At 57.7% G+C, this 14,947-nt stretch carries 12 protein-coding genes and 3 pseudogenes; 3 read left to right on the top strand and 12 right to left on the bottom strand.

Going from position 1 to position 14,947, the window contains the following annotated elements; genetic code table 11:
- Window positions 1-22: 22 nt before the first annotated feature.
- The 4 genes from P2T68_RS13250 to P2T68_RS13235 all read right to left on the bottom strand — a co-directional run bounded on the left by P2T68_RS13250 (window position 23) and on the right by P2T68_RS13235 (window position 4,733).
- Window positions 23-736 (bottom strand): AAA family ATPase, encoded by a 714-nt coding sequence (locus P2T68_RS13250; RefSeq protein WP_277379456.1) that lies wholly within the window; start codon window positions 734-736, stop codon window positions 23-25.
- Window positions 736-1,479, bottom strand: coding sequence for a hypothetical protein (locus tag P2T68_RS13245; RefSeq protein WP_024076385.1), 744 nt, complete (start codon window positions 1,477-1,479; stop codon window positions 736-738). The genes P2T68_RS13250 and P2T68_RS13245 overlap by 1 nt, the downstream gene beginning before the upstream one ends.
- Window positions 1,457-1,750: a hypothetical protein gene (locus P2T68_RS13240; RefSeq protein WP_277379455.1), complete on the bottom strand. Its 294-nt coding sequence runs from the start codon at window positions 1,748-1,750 to the stop codon at window positions 1,457-1,459. Before P2T68_RS13240 ends, P2T68_RS13245 begins: the two co-directional genes overlap by 23 nt.
- Window positions 1,751-2,183: 433 nt before the next feature.
- Window positions 2,184-4,733 (bottom strand): putative mucin/carbohydrate-binding domain-containing protein, encoded by a 2,550-nt coding sequence (locus tag P2T68_RS13235; RefSeq protein ID WP_277379454.1) that lies wholly within the window; start codon window positions 4,731-4,733, stop codon window positions 2,184-2,186.
- 597 nt (window positions 4,734-5,330) lie between these two features.
- Here P2T68_RS13235 and P2T68_RS13230 point away from each other — a divergent pair.
- Entirely contained in the window at window positions 5,331-6,107 is a 777-nt protein-coding gene (locus P2T68_RS13230; protein WP_069076615.1) for a LuxR C-terminal-related transcriptional regulator, read from the top strand.
- Between the two features lie 102 nt (window positions 6,108-6,209).
- Here P2T68_RS13230 and P2T68_RS13225 read toward each other — a convergent pair whose 3' ends face one another.
- From P2T68_RS13225 to P2T68_RS13200, 6 genes are all read right to left on the bottom strand, one after another.
- On the bottom strand, window positions 6,210-7,142 hold the full coding sequence (locus P2T68_RS13225; RefSeq protein WP_041161260.1) for a pyridoxamine 5'-phosphate oxidase family protein: 933 nt from the start codon (window positions 7,140-7,142) through the stop codon (window positions 6,210-6,212).
- An 80-nt stretch (window positions 7,143-7,222) separates the two neighbouring features.
- On the bottom strand, window positions 7,223-8,107 hold the full coding sequence (locus P2T68_RS13220; protein WP_277379453.1) for a LysR family transcriptional regulator: 885 nt from the start codon (window positions 8,105-8,107) through the stop codon (window positions 7,223-7,225).
- Window positions 8,107-9,024, bottom strand: coding sequence for a LysR family transcriptional regulator (locus P2T68_RS13215; protein ID WP_024076391.1), 918 nt, complete (start codon window positions 9,022-9,024; stop codon window positions 8,107-8,109). The genes P2T68_RS13220 and P2T68_RS13215 overlap by 1 nt, the downstream gene beginning before the upstream one ends.
- Before the next feature lie 18 nt (window positions 9,025-9,042).
- Entirely contained in the window at window positions 9,043-9,675 is a 633-nt protein-coding gene (locus P2T68_RS13210; protein ID WP_024076392.1) for a glutathione S-transferase, read from the bottom strand.
- Between the two features lie 165 nt (window positions 9,676-9,840).
- On the bottom strand, window positions 9,841-10,632 hold the full coding sequence (gene fetB / locus P2T68_RS13205) for an iron export ABC transporter permease subunit FetB (protein WP_024076393.1): 792 nt from the start codon (window positions 10,630-10,632) through the stop codon (window positions 9,841-9,843).
- Window positions 10,629-11,306 carry an ATP-binding cassette domain-containing protein gene (locus P2T68_RS13200; protein WP_041161261.1) on the bottom strand — a complete coding sequence of 226 codons (678 nt, stop codon included), beginning with the start codon at window positions 11,304-11,306 and terminating at the stop codon, window positions 10,629-10,631. The genes fetB and P2T68_RS13200 overlap by 4 nt, the downstream gene beginning before the upstream one ends.
- A 255-nt stretch (window positions 11,307-11,561) precedes the next feature.
- Between P2T68_RS13200 and P2T68_RS13195 the strand changes: the two are divergent.
- A pseudogene (locus P2T68_RS13195) lies at window positions 11,562-12,767 on the top strand (DUF1835 domain-containing protein).
- Window positions 12,768-12,821: 54 nt separating this feature from the next.
- Window positions 12,822-12,941 (top strand): annotated as a pseudogene (locus P2T68_RS35190) (acid phosphatase); the annotation flags it as partial.
- 21 nt (window positions 12,942-12,962) lie between these two features.
- On the opposite strand, the pseudogene P2T68_RS13190 reads toward P2T68_RS35190, so the two are convergent.
- Window positions 12,963-13,364: pseudogene (locus tag P2T68_RS13190) on the bottom strand (type VI secretion system tube protein Hcp); the annotation flags it as partial.
- Window positions 13,365-13,539: 175 nt separating this feature from the next.
- The gene (locus P2T68_RS13185) at window positions 13,540-14,865 is read right to left on the bottom strand and encodes an LLM class flavin-dependent oxidoreductase (RefSeq protein ID WP_024076397.1); all 1,326 of its coding nucleotides are present in this window, start codon (window positions 14,863-14,865) and stop codon (window positions 13,540-13,542) included.
- Window positions 14,866-14,947: the final 82 nt, after the last annotated feature.

The following is a 14,947-nucleotide window of genomic DNA, read 5'->3' as shown; positions in this document are numbered from 1 at the left end:
CGAGCCTGGTGCGCGCCTGCCTTTAACCCTTTGGCAGGCTCGCGGCATGAATAAACGCCTCATCCAGGCTTGCAGCGTCATAGGCGTTCATGAAGCCCTCAGCATCAGTGAAGCGGTTGAAACGCCGCTGACTCAGCATGTAGAAGTCATCGCAGTGGGCAACGATCTCATCGACGTTATGCGATGAAACCACAATCGCGACACCTTCCGCGGCAGCCCCTTCCAGGCATTTCCAGATGTGATAACGAAACTCGGGATCCACACCTGCCGTGGGCTCATCCAGTATCACCAGATCAGCGTTAACGGAGAGCAGGGACAAGGTAAAAAACCATCGCTTTTCTCCGTAACTGCAAAGAGACGATTTCTTTTCCCATATTTCACAATAGCGTTCAGCTATCCCCGGGCTCCATTTTTCAATTTTTTCCAGCGCGTGCTTTTGTGTGACCTGTGTGTCAGAACAAAAAAGCATCATCATTTTAAAAACATCAAACATTCGCAGCACCGGCGGCGTCGTAATGATTTGTGATAGATAAAGCAACTTCGAGAACGAATTGGATATCTCACCGGAATTGGCTTTTTTCAGACAACACACCGCGTCAAAAAAAGTCGTTTTTCCAGAACCATTAGGTCCCAACAAGCCTGAAATTGAACCGGGACCGACCGTCAACGAGGCGTCTTCAAGCACCACATGCTGCGCATATCCGATACCCAGTGATTTTACGATAAGCCGTCTCATCAATAGCGACTCCACACTGGGTTAATAAGTAAAAAACGGATCAACATCAAAAACGAAATAACAAAAAGGCAAACAACCACCCTAACGAGGAATGCGCATTCAGCGACCCCCAGTGACATTATCTGGTTTGCCCACCACATCGGATTAAAATAGCGGATCACTTCAAACACGCGATGAGAGGCGTTCGCGCTGACAACTCCCAGCACCAGCATCAGGAATGAAAATATAGAAAAAACCGTATTTGTATTTTGAAATCCCATTGGAATCAACGTCAGCAGAAGCGAAGGTACGGAAAACAAGAGAAAGCAGATGTAAAACCGCCCAAGCACAACAAAAAACTCTGTAACGTCCATTACGCCAAAATAGTTTCTCGTGAACACATAAAAAGCAGAACAATAGATAACCGACATTACAGAATAGGCAAAAAACTGCCCCAAAAGAAAGATTGTTTTTGTGCGCCGCGTATAGACGAAGGATCGTAGAAACCCACTCTCCCTTCTCCCCACTATATAAAATGCCAAGCCAAACAGGGCAACACTCGACGATACGAACGCATAAAACCACGAGGTATTATCCAGATAACGCTGAGACAGCGTACCCTCCCCCACCCTGGCATAGGCGATCAAATAGAACGTAACCACCGGGGATATAACGATCCAAAATAAAGCCACGGGCTCTTTTAACTGTTCTTTAATAAATAGCCCCGCCAACAATAATGGCTTAAGCAAGGGGTAATATCTCATCACTCACCTCATGGAAACGGCACCACTCTTTCCACGCGCGCAGTGGCTGCGAATGTACCTTTGAAACGCCCCTGTCAGCTACGAGCAAACTTTCCGTTGCGAAATTCATGATTTCATAGTTAGGTAGGGTTATATTCATCGCGGAATACCCTATAGCGGTTTTCCAGCATCCGCCTTGGTTTCCTGATGCTCCGGCGCTACCCACATACAGATTGAACCCACATTCATTATCAAAATAGAAAAACATCACGTCAAACTCTTCATCGCTCATCTCAATTCTCCTGAGACCACACAATCATTATCTTCAATGACTGATTAACGAGTGACGATAGCAATCTAGATCCAGCTAAAAGAAAGCGCAATTTTTCCAATTTCGCCTTGTAGGAAAATGAACCGGACACTTTAGGAGTTTTCTTTCACGACAATCAGAACACCAACAAGCCCATACGAAATAAAGCTGTGCTACCCATACTCGATATAAATATTTAACCCTCATAAAATTAATCACTTACCAAAATCTCAATCGGCACCTATAAAAATGTTCAAACCAAGAAAATGTGTAGAACACCGAACAGTTCCAACGAACCTCACAAGAAAATCCGACATACGGTCTTACTTCAAGTATCCGGCAAGAATAGGTCGGCCGCTCTTTGCCGCTGCACACAGGACGGTACAAACCGGGGACAAGGAATCACCCAGCCCGATTAAATTTGCAACTTGCCGCCTCCAAGTGATCGAACAACATGTATCTGCTTGACTGGATATTGCGCTTGAGTATCAGTATTTACGATGACCGAACGAACGGGCTCCAAGTGCAAAACGCTAACCGTAGAACCCTCGACAAAAGGAAGCGTCACGTAACTGGGCTCGGCCTGAACATCACCTCTTAGTTCTTGAGAGTAAAGCACCTCACCTGTTGCCGTCCTGACCCACATGGCAATGTAAATAGAAGGGAAATAGCCATGAGGTCTAGCGGCAATCACTTCGATAGCCACCTGCTGAGTGACCGTATCAATTTTTATATCTGCCACCGTTCCCTGTCCAACCCCAGATTGGCGCCAGGTAAAATAACTTCCCGCCACGCCTGCGTCTCCGGTATCACCATAGAAGACAATCAAGTCCCTGATGCTTTCAAGAAGCTGATCCCGCTCGGGGCTTTCAAATGTATTGATCGCCGCCAACACATCCATGACGGGCGAAGAGCCCGCATGCAACAATAAATGCGGGGTTTTTCTGATTTCATCAGCCGCCAGTGCAATTCTCGTTTTCAAATTATTTGCCGGCCTATTATCCAGTTTCAAATTCCTTAAACCCTGCACCGTGACCGTCAACGTATTATCGACAGAGGCCTTATCGATAAAGGGTTGTAAGTTCGGAGTCTCTGAGAGACGAGAAGGCTCTTTATGATGAATCGTAACGGTACAGCCAGGTCCTATCAAAAACTCGTGTACGAACACCACTGCACCTTTGCCGGGAATGGATAAATCAAACAGCACAAAGCCATTAATGTCCTCGACGGAAATACCTGCATAGACAGACGTTCCATAGTAGGAATGGGGCTCAGCCCTTAAAACATTGAACGTTGCCCTATGAAATTCCATATCGACATTCAGTACAGCAAATAAACCATACAACCCGAAAAACTCGATCTTTTGCGACGCCAACGAGGTGCCTTGAGCATAAGCATAATCTAATGACACGTTATTATTCATGTTCGCACTCACTTCTAGATAATTGTGATTGATCGTTCGAACGCCACTGGGCACCGCTGGATGCTGCAAATTATATACACCTATCGGCAGCCCCTTCAGTTCAAGCACAGGCGAAGTGACTTTAACAATATGCGATTGATTACTACCCGTGCGCAGGATGAAAGATTTATTTTTGTTTTCGAGATAGGCTTGATTCGTCATCTCCAGTGTCAAGTCACCTTTAAGATCAGTCACGTTGAGCGATAGACAGTCGACCAGTGAAAACGGCGTCTTCAAATTCAACTGCTGCTGGAGGTAGGCCAGTTGTTCAGGAGGCACGACCCGGTAAAGCGGACAGCACGGGCGAAAGTTCCCATAGACATTTTTCAGAGCGCGGTCAGCGGAGACTTCCACCTCCAACAATGCCATCAAGGGTCCGATATCAATATTGAGCCTATCAGCCCAGCGTGCACTGAACAGATCCATCAAGGGATGTTCCCAAAGATCAAATCCGTTGGTCGTGGCAAGTGCTCGGTAGTACTGGTTAAACTCGGTGAAAGCCGACTCGCCGGCTTTATCAATGATGATCATGAATAAAAAAAGCACTTCATGTAAATGCCATCTCCCCGGCGGCACACTACTGTCCATTCGGCTGCGCATCGCATCGAATGTCGCCTGAGCATTGCCGGCATACATCCAGCCGCGCTCATATACACTTTGCCCCATCATTTTATGTTGATAATAAGTCGCATAAATATTATTCCAGACCTCGCCGGTCGGTACGACACTGTTATACATCGCGTATGTCTGGTAGCCGTGGGCTATCTCATGCAGTGAGCACCAGTTATCTGCGCGCGTGTCCAACCAGCAACTCGCGATCGAATCGCCAACCTGAGCTGTCCACCCATTCCCATAGTAGGCAGAGCCTCCACCCGTTTTATCTGCCTTGATGAAATACCGATTGTGAATATTCTTATCGGTCGGGACCGGTGTATCGAATGAGATACCCGCCAAGGAATTAAAGTACTCAAACACGCCCGTATAATATTTCTCCAGGCTGTCAAGCCCCTGCGCCTGATGCAGTGCTTTGACGACGGCTTTATCGACCGCCGGAACGAGCAAGCTGGCATAAGTTGTCTGGATGAGCGCAAACGCAGAATCAGTCTCATCCCACTGCTGAAAAAACAAATCCGCATTGCCATTCGAAACATAGATGGGCAGGACTTCGTCGCCGCTTGTCGAATATTCGATCTCGACATCTATCGGCTCATAGGGTGTAAGCACGAACGGAACGGAGGGATGGGTGACAGTCAAGCCTGCCCACTCACCGGTGATCCGAATATAGGTTTCCGTCACGCCGCTATCATTTAGCAGATCCAGCTGCAGTACACGGTCAATGGCACTGGACCGGCGAATGGATATACGTGCACCGGCGGGAAGTATCACTCCAAGGGGTTGTCGATCATGGTAAATGCCCTTGGAAAAACCGGTTCCCCAAAACCAGCCTGGATGTTCCAAGGTATAAGGTTTAAAAAACTTTGTAATTGCCTTTGAATCGTCCATATCGCTTTCCAGGGTGATTGAACTCATTACCTGGAAAAATCATGAAGCCCCCCACCTGTTTTCACGACTGTGATAATTCACAGTTTTTTATATCTATTTCTTTGCCCGCGTAGACATAATCTTTCTATACCCGGGGTTGTCGTGCCTGCATCAACCAGGCGCCTGCTCAAAAACCAACACCCTGCCTTTTTCCCTGTTAGAAAACACCCTGCCTTCGCCCTGGGCGGCAGAGGTGTTGCCGTTGATACGCGCGATTAGAGGCGGTATCGCCTGTCACGTCCGGGAGCGAGCTTGCTCGTGCCCGATGAGACCGAGGGTTGAAACGATGAAATCGATGTAGGACATCAGCTATATCTGTCCGCTGCCGAGTGACGAACACGCCGCTAAAAAACGAAAATTATGTTTAATATCAAATAGTTATTCGTAATGTTGAGCCACCGCGGTTTCTGCTACAGCGCAAAGGGCCGTGAGATACGTCGGATTAATGACGCTATTTTTATGGCAGATTGTGTCCCTTGTTTCCGCCGCACACCTGGGCCCCGGCGCCCACGCCAGGGCGCCCGTTGAGGTTTTCGACATCAAGGATGAAAAATGGCTATGAGTCTGCCGCGCCGTATCAACACCATGGAGAACCCGGTTTTTTACGCCGAATTGGGCGAGTTGATCGCAACCAGCGGCCACGCCGCATTCGCCGCCCATCTGTGGCAGTTGGTGGACCAGTGGGTACCGATCCACGGTGCCGAGCTCAATGAATGGACCCTCGACGAACAGCACGGCCGCGTGCTCGACATCCAGCGATTGGGCCGCGCCGGGCAGAGAAATGAGCTTTCTCCCGCCCACACCCTGCCCCCACTGAACGAGCATCCGCTGCTGCGGGACATGCTCGACATGCAGGACCCATTGCTGATCCAGATAAGGGCCCGCGCCGACCGCTCGCACCAGTGCAGCCTGGTGTCGCGCCAGGGTGATCGACGCTATGTGATTTCGTTGTACCGTCCACCGGCCCAGCGCGGATTTTCCCTGGCCGAGCTGTCGTTTCTCAAGTGCCTGTCAGACACCCTGTTACCGCTGATGGAGCGGCATGCACAATTGCTGCGCCAGGCTGCGCCCCCCGAGCGCGAACCGGCGCACACCCTGCTGGAACACTCGCAGTTGCAGCGCGAGTTCGACAAGCGCCTTTCCCTCAGCGATATCACCCTATCGGCCCGTGAGCAGCAGGTGTGTCTCGGCCTGTTGACCGGCGGCACCGTGCCGCAAATGGCAGAACAGCTCAGCGTGAAAAACAGCTCGGTCGAAACCTACCTCAAGCGCGCCGCCGCCAAGCTGGGCGTCAGTGGCCGGCACGGGTTGGCGAAATGGATGATCGGCGCCTGATGCGCAAGCCGATGCTTACCACAAGCGGCATGGCCTGAAGCCTTGCGCGCTGGCCTCGGGTGGCGGTCGCAGCCGCTCCCGCCCCCGCCCCCTCTCCCCCATCTACCGACGGCCCATCGCCAGGCTGAACGGTGAAAACTCCGCAAACCGCCACCTCAATGCCAACGCCGCCGGGCGGCGAATGACATGCTCCACGGTCACCGTCCACAACCGCTGTGCACCGTCGAACTCGTCGACTTCCGGGCCGCCGAGTATCAGCGAAGTGCGACCGGCCAGTTGCATCACATCACCTGATGCAAAATCGATGAACAACAGGCCCGCCACGGGGTTGGCCGCAAGGTTGCCCAAGGTATTGAAGAACAGATTGCCGGCAAAGTCGGGGATGGTCAGCACATTGCCTTCGACCCGCACGAACCCGGTGTTGCCGCCACGATGGGAAACGTCCACCGAGCGTTCGCCGTCCGCATCCACGTAGCTGGCAACGAAGAAGGTGTCGGCGTTGCGGATCATCACGCGGGCGGCATCATCCAGGTGGTTGGCGTGCTCGGCCATGCAACCGGGTTTACGCGCGATTGAATCGACGGGCCGCAGCTGGATGTACTTGGGGCAGTTGCCGAAGGTGTGCACCACGTTGACGGAGAAACCGTCGTGATCCAGGGCACCGATTCGCCCGTTCATGCGATTGCGTCGACGGGTATTGAGGTCGATGCCCAGCAAGCCCACAGCAGCATCGCTGTGCAAAGCGGCCCTGGCGGGGTCGCTTGCACTGGGCAGGCTATCGATCTGCAAGGTGTGGGGGTCGGGTGAATGGGCAAACCCCGGAGCGCCTTCGAGCATCGTCGCCCAGGGAATGCCGTGCTCATCCACCACACCGAGTATCAGGTACGGCAGCAAGGGATAGAAATCCCGATGCTGCTCCGGCAAATGATCGCGAATCACCTTCGGCCCGATCACGGCCATGCGTTCGGCGGCGCCGGCACTTGCCTGTATCTGCCGTTCACCGGCATGCCAGGGGGACTGTTCGTTCGGGTTCATGGCAATCACCTCAAGTTTGGACAGCCCCATGCTGCACCCCGGCGAGCACCGAGAGAATGCCCACCGCCGGCAATCCACTGTTACACCAACTGAAATGCCGGGTGTTCGCGCAGGGCTGCCACGCAGTGGTCGACAAAGCTGCGCACGCGCATCGGCGCATTGCGGCCTTCGCGATACACCACGTGCACGGGCATGGCTGGCGGCTCATAGCCTGGCAAGACGCGAAGCAACTGCCCACTGAGCAGATGCTCATGCACGGGATAGCTCAAGCAACGCACCAGGCCCGCGCCCTGCACCGCGGCACTGATCGCCCCTTGTACCGTGGCACACCCCAGGCGCGCACGGGCCTTGAGCTGATAGCCCCGAAACGCCCAGGACACTTGATCGACGCTGGCGATCAGATGATGGCGCTTGAGGTCGGCGGGATGCGCTGGCGCACCGTGGGCTTGGAGGTAAGCGGGGCTGGCGCAGAGGATATGCCGCACGTGCCCGACTGGCCGTGCGATCAGCGCCGAACTGGGCAGTTCACCCACCAGGATCGCCACATCCAGCCCCTCTTCATGCAGGTTCGGGTAGTAGTCGTGGTAATGCGCCGACAGGTGTACATCGGGATAGCGGTCCATGTAGCTGGCCAACACCGGCGCCATCACGTGGCAACTGAACAGGAACGGCAAGAACACCCGCAAATTGCCCTGGGCCTGCACATGCAAGCCTTTGGCCGAGGCTTGCGCGGCCTCCACGGCGGCCAGCAGGCGCACGCAGTCGGCCATGTAGGCGCCGCCCACGTCGGTGAGGCTGGCACCCTGCGTACTGCGTTGCAGCAACGGCACGCGCAGGCGCGCCTCCAAACGGGCAATCGCACGCATCAGCGTCGGCCCGGACACCTGGGCGCTGCGCGCAGCCGCGGCCAGGCTCGGCTGCCCGGCCAACGCCACGAACAGTTGCATGTCGTGATAGCGCTCCATCAGCCGCGCCGCATCGGCGGGTTCAGGGCTGCATCCTGGCCGAGGCGATGGGCGAGGAAGTCCACGAAAGTCTGCACCTTGGCCGGCACCCGGTTGCTCTGCTGGAACACCACCTGGATCGGCAGTGGTGCCGGCTCGAACGCTTCCAGGACAATCTCCAATTCACCCGCCGCCACCGCCGCCGCGACCTGGTAAGACAGCACCCGGGTCAAGCCCCAGCCCAGCCGCGCCAGGTTGATCGCCGCGTTATTCGCCGTGACCACCAGGCGCGGCTCAATAGGCACCGTCAACGGCTGGCCAGCGTCGACAAACTGCCATTCACCCACCCGCTGGCTGGCGGACGAGGTCACCACCTTGGCCTCACGCAAGTGTTCGGGGCGTTGCGGCCGCCCCCACTGATCCAGATAACCAGGCGCGGCGCACACCACACGGCGCACTTCACCGACCTGGATCGCCTGTTGGCCAGGCTCGTGCAGATGGCCGATCCGCACGGCCACGTCGACGCCTTCGTCGGTCATGTTCACCACGCGGTCGACCAGCAAGGCATTGATGTTCACCAGGGGGAAGCGATCCAGGTAATCCCCCAGCACCGGCGCCACATACAGCTCGCCAAACAGCACCGGCGCGGTCACCGCCAGATGGCCGCAGGGGACGGAATAACTGCCCGCCGCCGCCTCCTCGGCTTCATTGAGTTCGGCGAGAATGCGCCGGCAATCTTCCAGGTAACGCTGGCCGGCTTCGGTCAAGTGCAGGCTGCGGGTGGTGCGCGCCAGCAGTTGCGTGCCGATGCGCTGTTCCATGGCGGCGATGGCCCGCGTCACACTGGGCGGCGAGGTCTTCAGGCGGCGCGCGGCGGCGGCAAAGCCCGCCTCCTCGGCCACCGCGAGGAACACCTGCATTTCATGAAATCGATCCATCCGCGCGCCTCGTGAGGGTTACTGTGATTGCAAACCCACCGCCGTACGCGGCATGCCCACAAAGCCTGGCAAAGCCTCGATGCTGGCGAGCCAGGCACGTACCTGAGGGTAGTCGGCCAACGATACATTGCCTTCCGGTGCATGAGCCACATAGGTGTAGAAAGCGATATCCGCGATGCTCGGCTGCTCGCCAGCCAGGAAGCGGCTTTGGCTCAGTTGCTGCTCCACCAACGCCAGCAAGGCATGGGAGCGGCTGATGGCGGTGACGGTATCGACATCGGCGCCAAACACCACCGCCAACCGCGCGCTCGCAGGCCCCGCATGCAATTGACCGGCAGCGGCCGAAAGCCAACGCTGTACGCGCGCCTGGCCCACGGGGTCGCTGGGCAGCCATTGACCGTCGCCATATCGGTTGGCCAGGTAGACCAGTATGGCGTTGGAATCGGCCAGTATCGTGCCGTTATCGTCAATCGCCGGCACCTGGCCGAAGCTGTTGAGGGTGGCCAGGAATTCGGGGGTTTTATGCGCGCCTTGCTTGAGGTCGACCAGGATGAACTCGCTGGGCAGCCCCAACAGGGACAGCATCAACTCGACCCGATGGGAGTGGCCGGACAATGGGAAACCATAAAGTTTGATCGCAGGCTGGGACATGAAAGGCTCCAAAGGTAGGGGTTCGACGCCTCGCAGGGTCCTCCGCGGCCTCGATCAATGGAATGACCAGGATTGACAATCCAGCATTTCATCCAGTGAAACAATCACCCGCCGAAATTTTTACCCGTCGCTGCAACGTACGCCAACTCGGCGCGGGAGAGTCCTTCAGCGTTCTTCCAAGCGATCGCGCAAGAATCGATGGCTCTTGGAAAACAAACGCCGGTAGGTCAACAGCACCGCGCCGACCGTGCCCAACGCCGACGACGCCGCGATCAAGAACATGATCACGATCTGGTAGCGCACCGCATCCACCGGGCTCTCCCCCGCCAGCACCTGGCCGGTCATCATGCCGGGCAGGCTGACGATACCGACCACGGTCATCTGGTTCAGCGTCGGAATCATCCCGGCGCGCACTGCCTGGCGAATCGCTTCCTGCGCCGCCTCCCAGCGCGAACCGCCGAGGGCCAGGATCATCTCGATGGTGTTGCGGCCCGATGTGAGTTCCTGGGTCATGCGCTCGATGCCCAGGGACACACCCGTCAGGGTATTGCCGAGGATCATGCCGAGGATCGGGATCGCGTACTGCGGCTCGTACCAGGGGTGGATGCGAATCACCGCAAACAAACCCACCGCCGTCACCAGCCACGAACTGCCCCATACCGACACGATGCTGTCGACCCGTTGCCCACGGTAAGTGCGCCGCCCGCGCCCGGCAGCCGACAGCCCGGCGATCAGCGTCATCGCGCACATCAGTGGCAGCACCACGTACCAGTAGGCGAATTCGAACACCCAGCCCAGCAGGTAACCGATCGCCAGCAGTTGCACCACGGTGCGCACGGCGGCCCACAGCAACTGGCGCTCCAGGCCCAGGCGCAACGCCAGCGACAACGCGCCGTTGATCAGGATCAGCGAAGCGGCAATGGCCATGTCCAGGGCCGTGAGGTTTTGATAATTCATGGCTGGGCGGCGCCACTCAATACCCCGGCACTCATGTGCAGGTGGATATCGCTCATGCGCCGGGCCTGGTCGAGGTCATGGGACACCCAGATATAGGCACGCGCGTTGTCAGCGGCGAACCAGGCATCGATCAACGCTTCCACCTCGCGGGATGACGCAGGGTCGAGGGCAGCGGTGGGTTCGTCCAGCAACAGCACCTCGGGGTTGAGCTGCAACGTGCGGATCAACGACATCACCTGGGCCTCCCCGCCCGATAGGTCACCGGCATTCTTCGCCAGGAAGTCGGGCGACTTGCCGGCGTGGCCCAGCAGCGCGATGACAGCCGCCGGCTCGAAATGGCGTTGACGCAGGGTCTTGAGGCTGAAGGGAAACCGCAGGTTGTCTTCCACCGTACCGTCGATCAGCGCCGGGCGTTGGGACAGGTAGCTGATATGGCTGCGGTAGTGGGGAATCTGGGCGTTGCTGATCGGCTGGCCGTTCCACAGGACCTGCCCCGAAGAGGGGGCATCGAGCAACGCCAAGGCCCGCAGGAACACACTTTTACCGGAACCGGACGTGCCGGTGATCGACACGCGGTCGGCGCGTTTCAAGGAGAAATCCGTCGGTTGGAGCAAGGGCACCTGGCGGCGCTCGTCCATGCGCGTCAGGGCGCGGGTTTCGATCAGTGCGCTCATGAACGCGGTGTTCCTCGTCTGTCGGTCGGACGCAATGGTGAAGCAGACGAGCAGGCTTTTCATAGCAAAAAATCAAACGATGGCGCCCCGTCCCATAGCGGTGCCTTGCAATCGACACCTGCCCTGCCTATATTTGCCGCCTGGCGCTCTCTACGCCACCTTCCGCGGAAAGGGCTGCGCCCAAGACAGTGAAGCACCCCCTCATTTCTACGACTCCCAACCTTAAAGCGGAAAAGGTTTGTGCAAGGAGCTCGTATGTCACAACGCCCCCTGACCTCCACCACCGATGGCCGTATCAACCTTGAGCAGCAGCGCAAGCGCGCCAAGGAACTGCTACCGCGCCTGAAAGCCGAAAACCCCGGCGCCACGTTGTCCCAGGCCCAATGGCAGGTCGCCAGACAACTGGGTTTCAGCAGTTGGCCCAAGCTCAAGGCCCACGTCGACGCCCTCGATTTCGCCGCCCGCCATCCCGACTTCGACGCCAGCGATGAAGCCCGCACCACCCATTGGCGCTGCGGTAGTGACATTGCCCACAGCCTGCAGCTGGCCGGGTTCAAGGGCCAGTTCCAGATGCTCACCGACCCGTTGTGCATGGGCCCGGTTCGCGACCTGCCCCGCGACGCATTCCGCGCGATGCGCAGTGCGTTCATCAGCCAGGCATTCACCTTGGACCTGGCCGATGTCACGCGTCGCGTCAATGATGAGTACAACCAGCTTGAAACCCTGGCCGACGCCGAGCACAGCGTGCTCTGGTGCGAGGCGGATGCCTATGACCAGTTGTTCCTGATCCACGCCTTGGCCAGCCTTGAACGTGTACCCCGTAAGCTGGAGCTGATCGAGGTCGACCGCATCCCCGGCGTCGAACGCTTTATCGGCATAGGCCAACTGGCCCCCGATGTCCTCGCCTGGCTCTGGCCGCAACGGCGGTTGATCGATGAGGCTGCGCTGCAACTGGCCCGTGAGGCTTGGGCAGCCTACTGCGACAGCGCCCCACTCAAGTTGGCCGCCCTGGCCCAGCGCCCGCATCCCGCCCTGCCCTTGCTGGCACCCGCCTTGCGGCGACAACTGCAGGAATTGCCAGGCGCGCGGGATGGGCTGTCGCTGACCGAACGCCTGTCCCTGGCGTACCTCGCCGAAGCCGGCCCGGTGACGTTCGGGCGCGTGTTTGCCGAATTGATGGCCAAGCGCGAACCGCTGCCGTTCCTGGGAGACATGATGTTTCACGCGCTGTTGCGGCCGTTGATCGATGGTGAGTAGCCGTTGCTGACAGAAACCGAGCCCCACCTCGAATGGCCTCGGCGGGTGCTGGCGCTGACGACACTGGGGCATCAAGTACTGAACGGCGACGCTTACTGGCTGGACCACGCCAGCCATGAACGGTGGGTCGGCGGTGTGAGCCTGAAGCCCGGCCAATGCCATTGGACCCTTGATAAACATCTGTCGCCCGTATGGCGGCCTTGACTCACCTGAGAGTGACCTGATTGTCACCTGCCTGCTGCCGACCGCCTTGATGGGATACCAGTAGCCCCCAGCGCCGGCGCCTGCAACCGGTACAGCGCGCCGTATGGGGATGATGGGGAGTTGCCGTTTGAACAAAAGCGGCAAGTCAAGCAACGAGCCTTGTTGTTGCGGTAATAGTGATTGATTGGCCGTGGCTCAGGCTTTCACGTTCTGCCGGATATTCCAGCCAAACTTCACCGCCCCACCGTCCTTGGTACCGTCGGCTTTCTGCGGCTGGTAACTGACCTCGACGGTGGCGAAGTTCAAGGCGATGTTGTCGTAGAGCACATCATCCTGACTTTGCGCACCGGTGCCGTAGGACACCACCATCACTTCCTTCAAGGTGATCACCAGGTACTCCACCGGGCTGGCTCCGCCCGCCTTGCGCACCACCAATTTGGCTTCGGGGTAATGCTTGCCACTGGCGCAGGCCATCATCAGGTTGGGGCTGGATTTATCCAGCGGTTTTTTCAGGTTCAGGTTGGCGATATTGACCTTGCCCGCACCACCTCCAGTGCCCGAGTGCATCGACCCTGTCTGCGACACCCCCCAGGCCCATTACCTCCTATTTACCCTTGCCTTACTAAGCCTGCTGATCGGGCTTCTATGCCTGAACAGCAAACGCCAACGACAAATGCGCCGAGAGATGTTGGAAATCAGACATAAACGCAACGGCGTTATCGCGCCCCTGAAACAACAGGGCGGCTGGAAGTGGTGATGACCCTCAGGCCGCCTAGCTCCTTGCCGCCGTATGCCGATTCACCGGCACCGGCAACCCCAGGTGCCCACGCAGCGTGCTGTGGCTGTACTCACGACGAAACAACCCACGCTCACGCAGCAGCGGCAGCACCTGGTCGGTAAACCGCGCAAAGTCATCCGGCGCCCCTACATGGATGTTGAAGCCATCCACCGCCCCGTCCACAAACCAACGCTCGATCTCATCTGCCACGGTCTTGGGCGAGCCGACGAAGCTGGAGAACGGCTTGGCAAAGCGCAACGCCGCCTCACGCAGAGTCAGGCCCTGTTCGCGGGCGACTTGCTTGATGTTTTCGGCATGCCCGCGATAGCCATTGCTGCCCAGGTCGCCCAGGTCGGGGAAGGGTTCGTCCAACGGGTACTGGCTGAAGTCGTGGTAGTTGAACGGCCGCCCCAACTGCACCAGTGCCTTGTTCAAATCCAGCTCGCCATTGCGTTCGCGGTCGATGGCCTGGGCCTGCTCATCGGTGTCGGCAATGATCGGCGAAATACCCGGCAGGATGGTCACGTGATCGGGGTTGCGCCCGGCAGCGGCGGTACGTTGTTTGATATCGCTGTAATAGGCCTGGGCGTCCTCGAAATTACCCACCCCAGCAAAAATGCCCTCGGCATAGTTGGCCGCCAAGCTGCGTCCGGATTCGGAAATGCCCGCCTGGAAAATCACCGGTTGGCCTTGGACTGAGCGCGCGATATTCAGCGGCCCGGTCACCGAGAAGAACTCGCCGTGATGGTCGAGGCGGTGCTGGCGCTGCGGGTCGAGGAACACCTTGCTCGCCTTGTCGCGCACAAAGGCGTCGTCCTCGTAGGAATCCCAAAGGCCTTGCACTACCTCCAGGTGCTCGGCTGCCCGACGATAGCGCTCGGTATGGTCGATATGCTGCTCACGGCCGAAGTTACCGGCCGCGCCTTCCAGGCCGGTGGTGACCACATTCCAGCCGGCGCGGCCGCCACTGATCAGGTCCAGGGAGGCGAACTGGCGGGCGACGTTGAAAGGTTCGGTATAGGACGTGGTCAAGGTGGCGACCAGGCCGATCTTCGACGTCGCGCCGGCAATGGCCGAGAGCAGGGTCAGCGGCTCCAGGCGGTTGAGGAAGTGCGGTGCCGAATCGGGGGTGATGTAGGGGCTGTCGACGATGAACACCAGGTCGAACTTGGCCGCTTCCGCCTGCTGTGCCTGGGCACGGTACCAGTCGATATCGACACTGGCATTGCCAGGGATTTGCGGGTGCAGCCATTCGTTTTGCGCGGTGCCGACGCCGGTGAGGATGGCGCCGAATTTGAGTTGCCGGGGTGCTGTAGACATCGGGATTCTCCAAGGTGGACATAAGGATCATCTGGCTGAACCGGATAAAAGGTGGGAGCAAGCCCCCTCCCACCGTCTTTCC

This window comes from Pseudomonas sp. G11 (assembly GCF_029457515.1).
Taxonomy (GTDB): domain Bacteria; phylum Pseudomonadota; class Gammaproteobacteria; order Pseudomonadales; family Pseudomonadaceae; genus Aquipseudomonas; species Aquipseudomonas gorinensis.
This window is presented reverse-complemented; position numbering and strand designations above follow the sequence as displayed.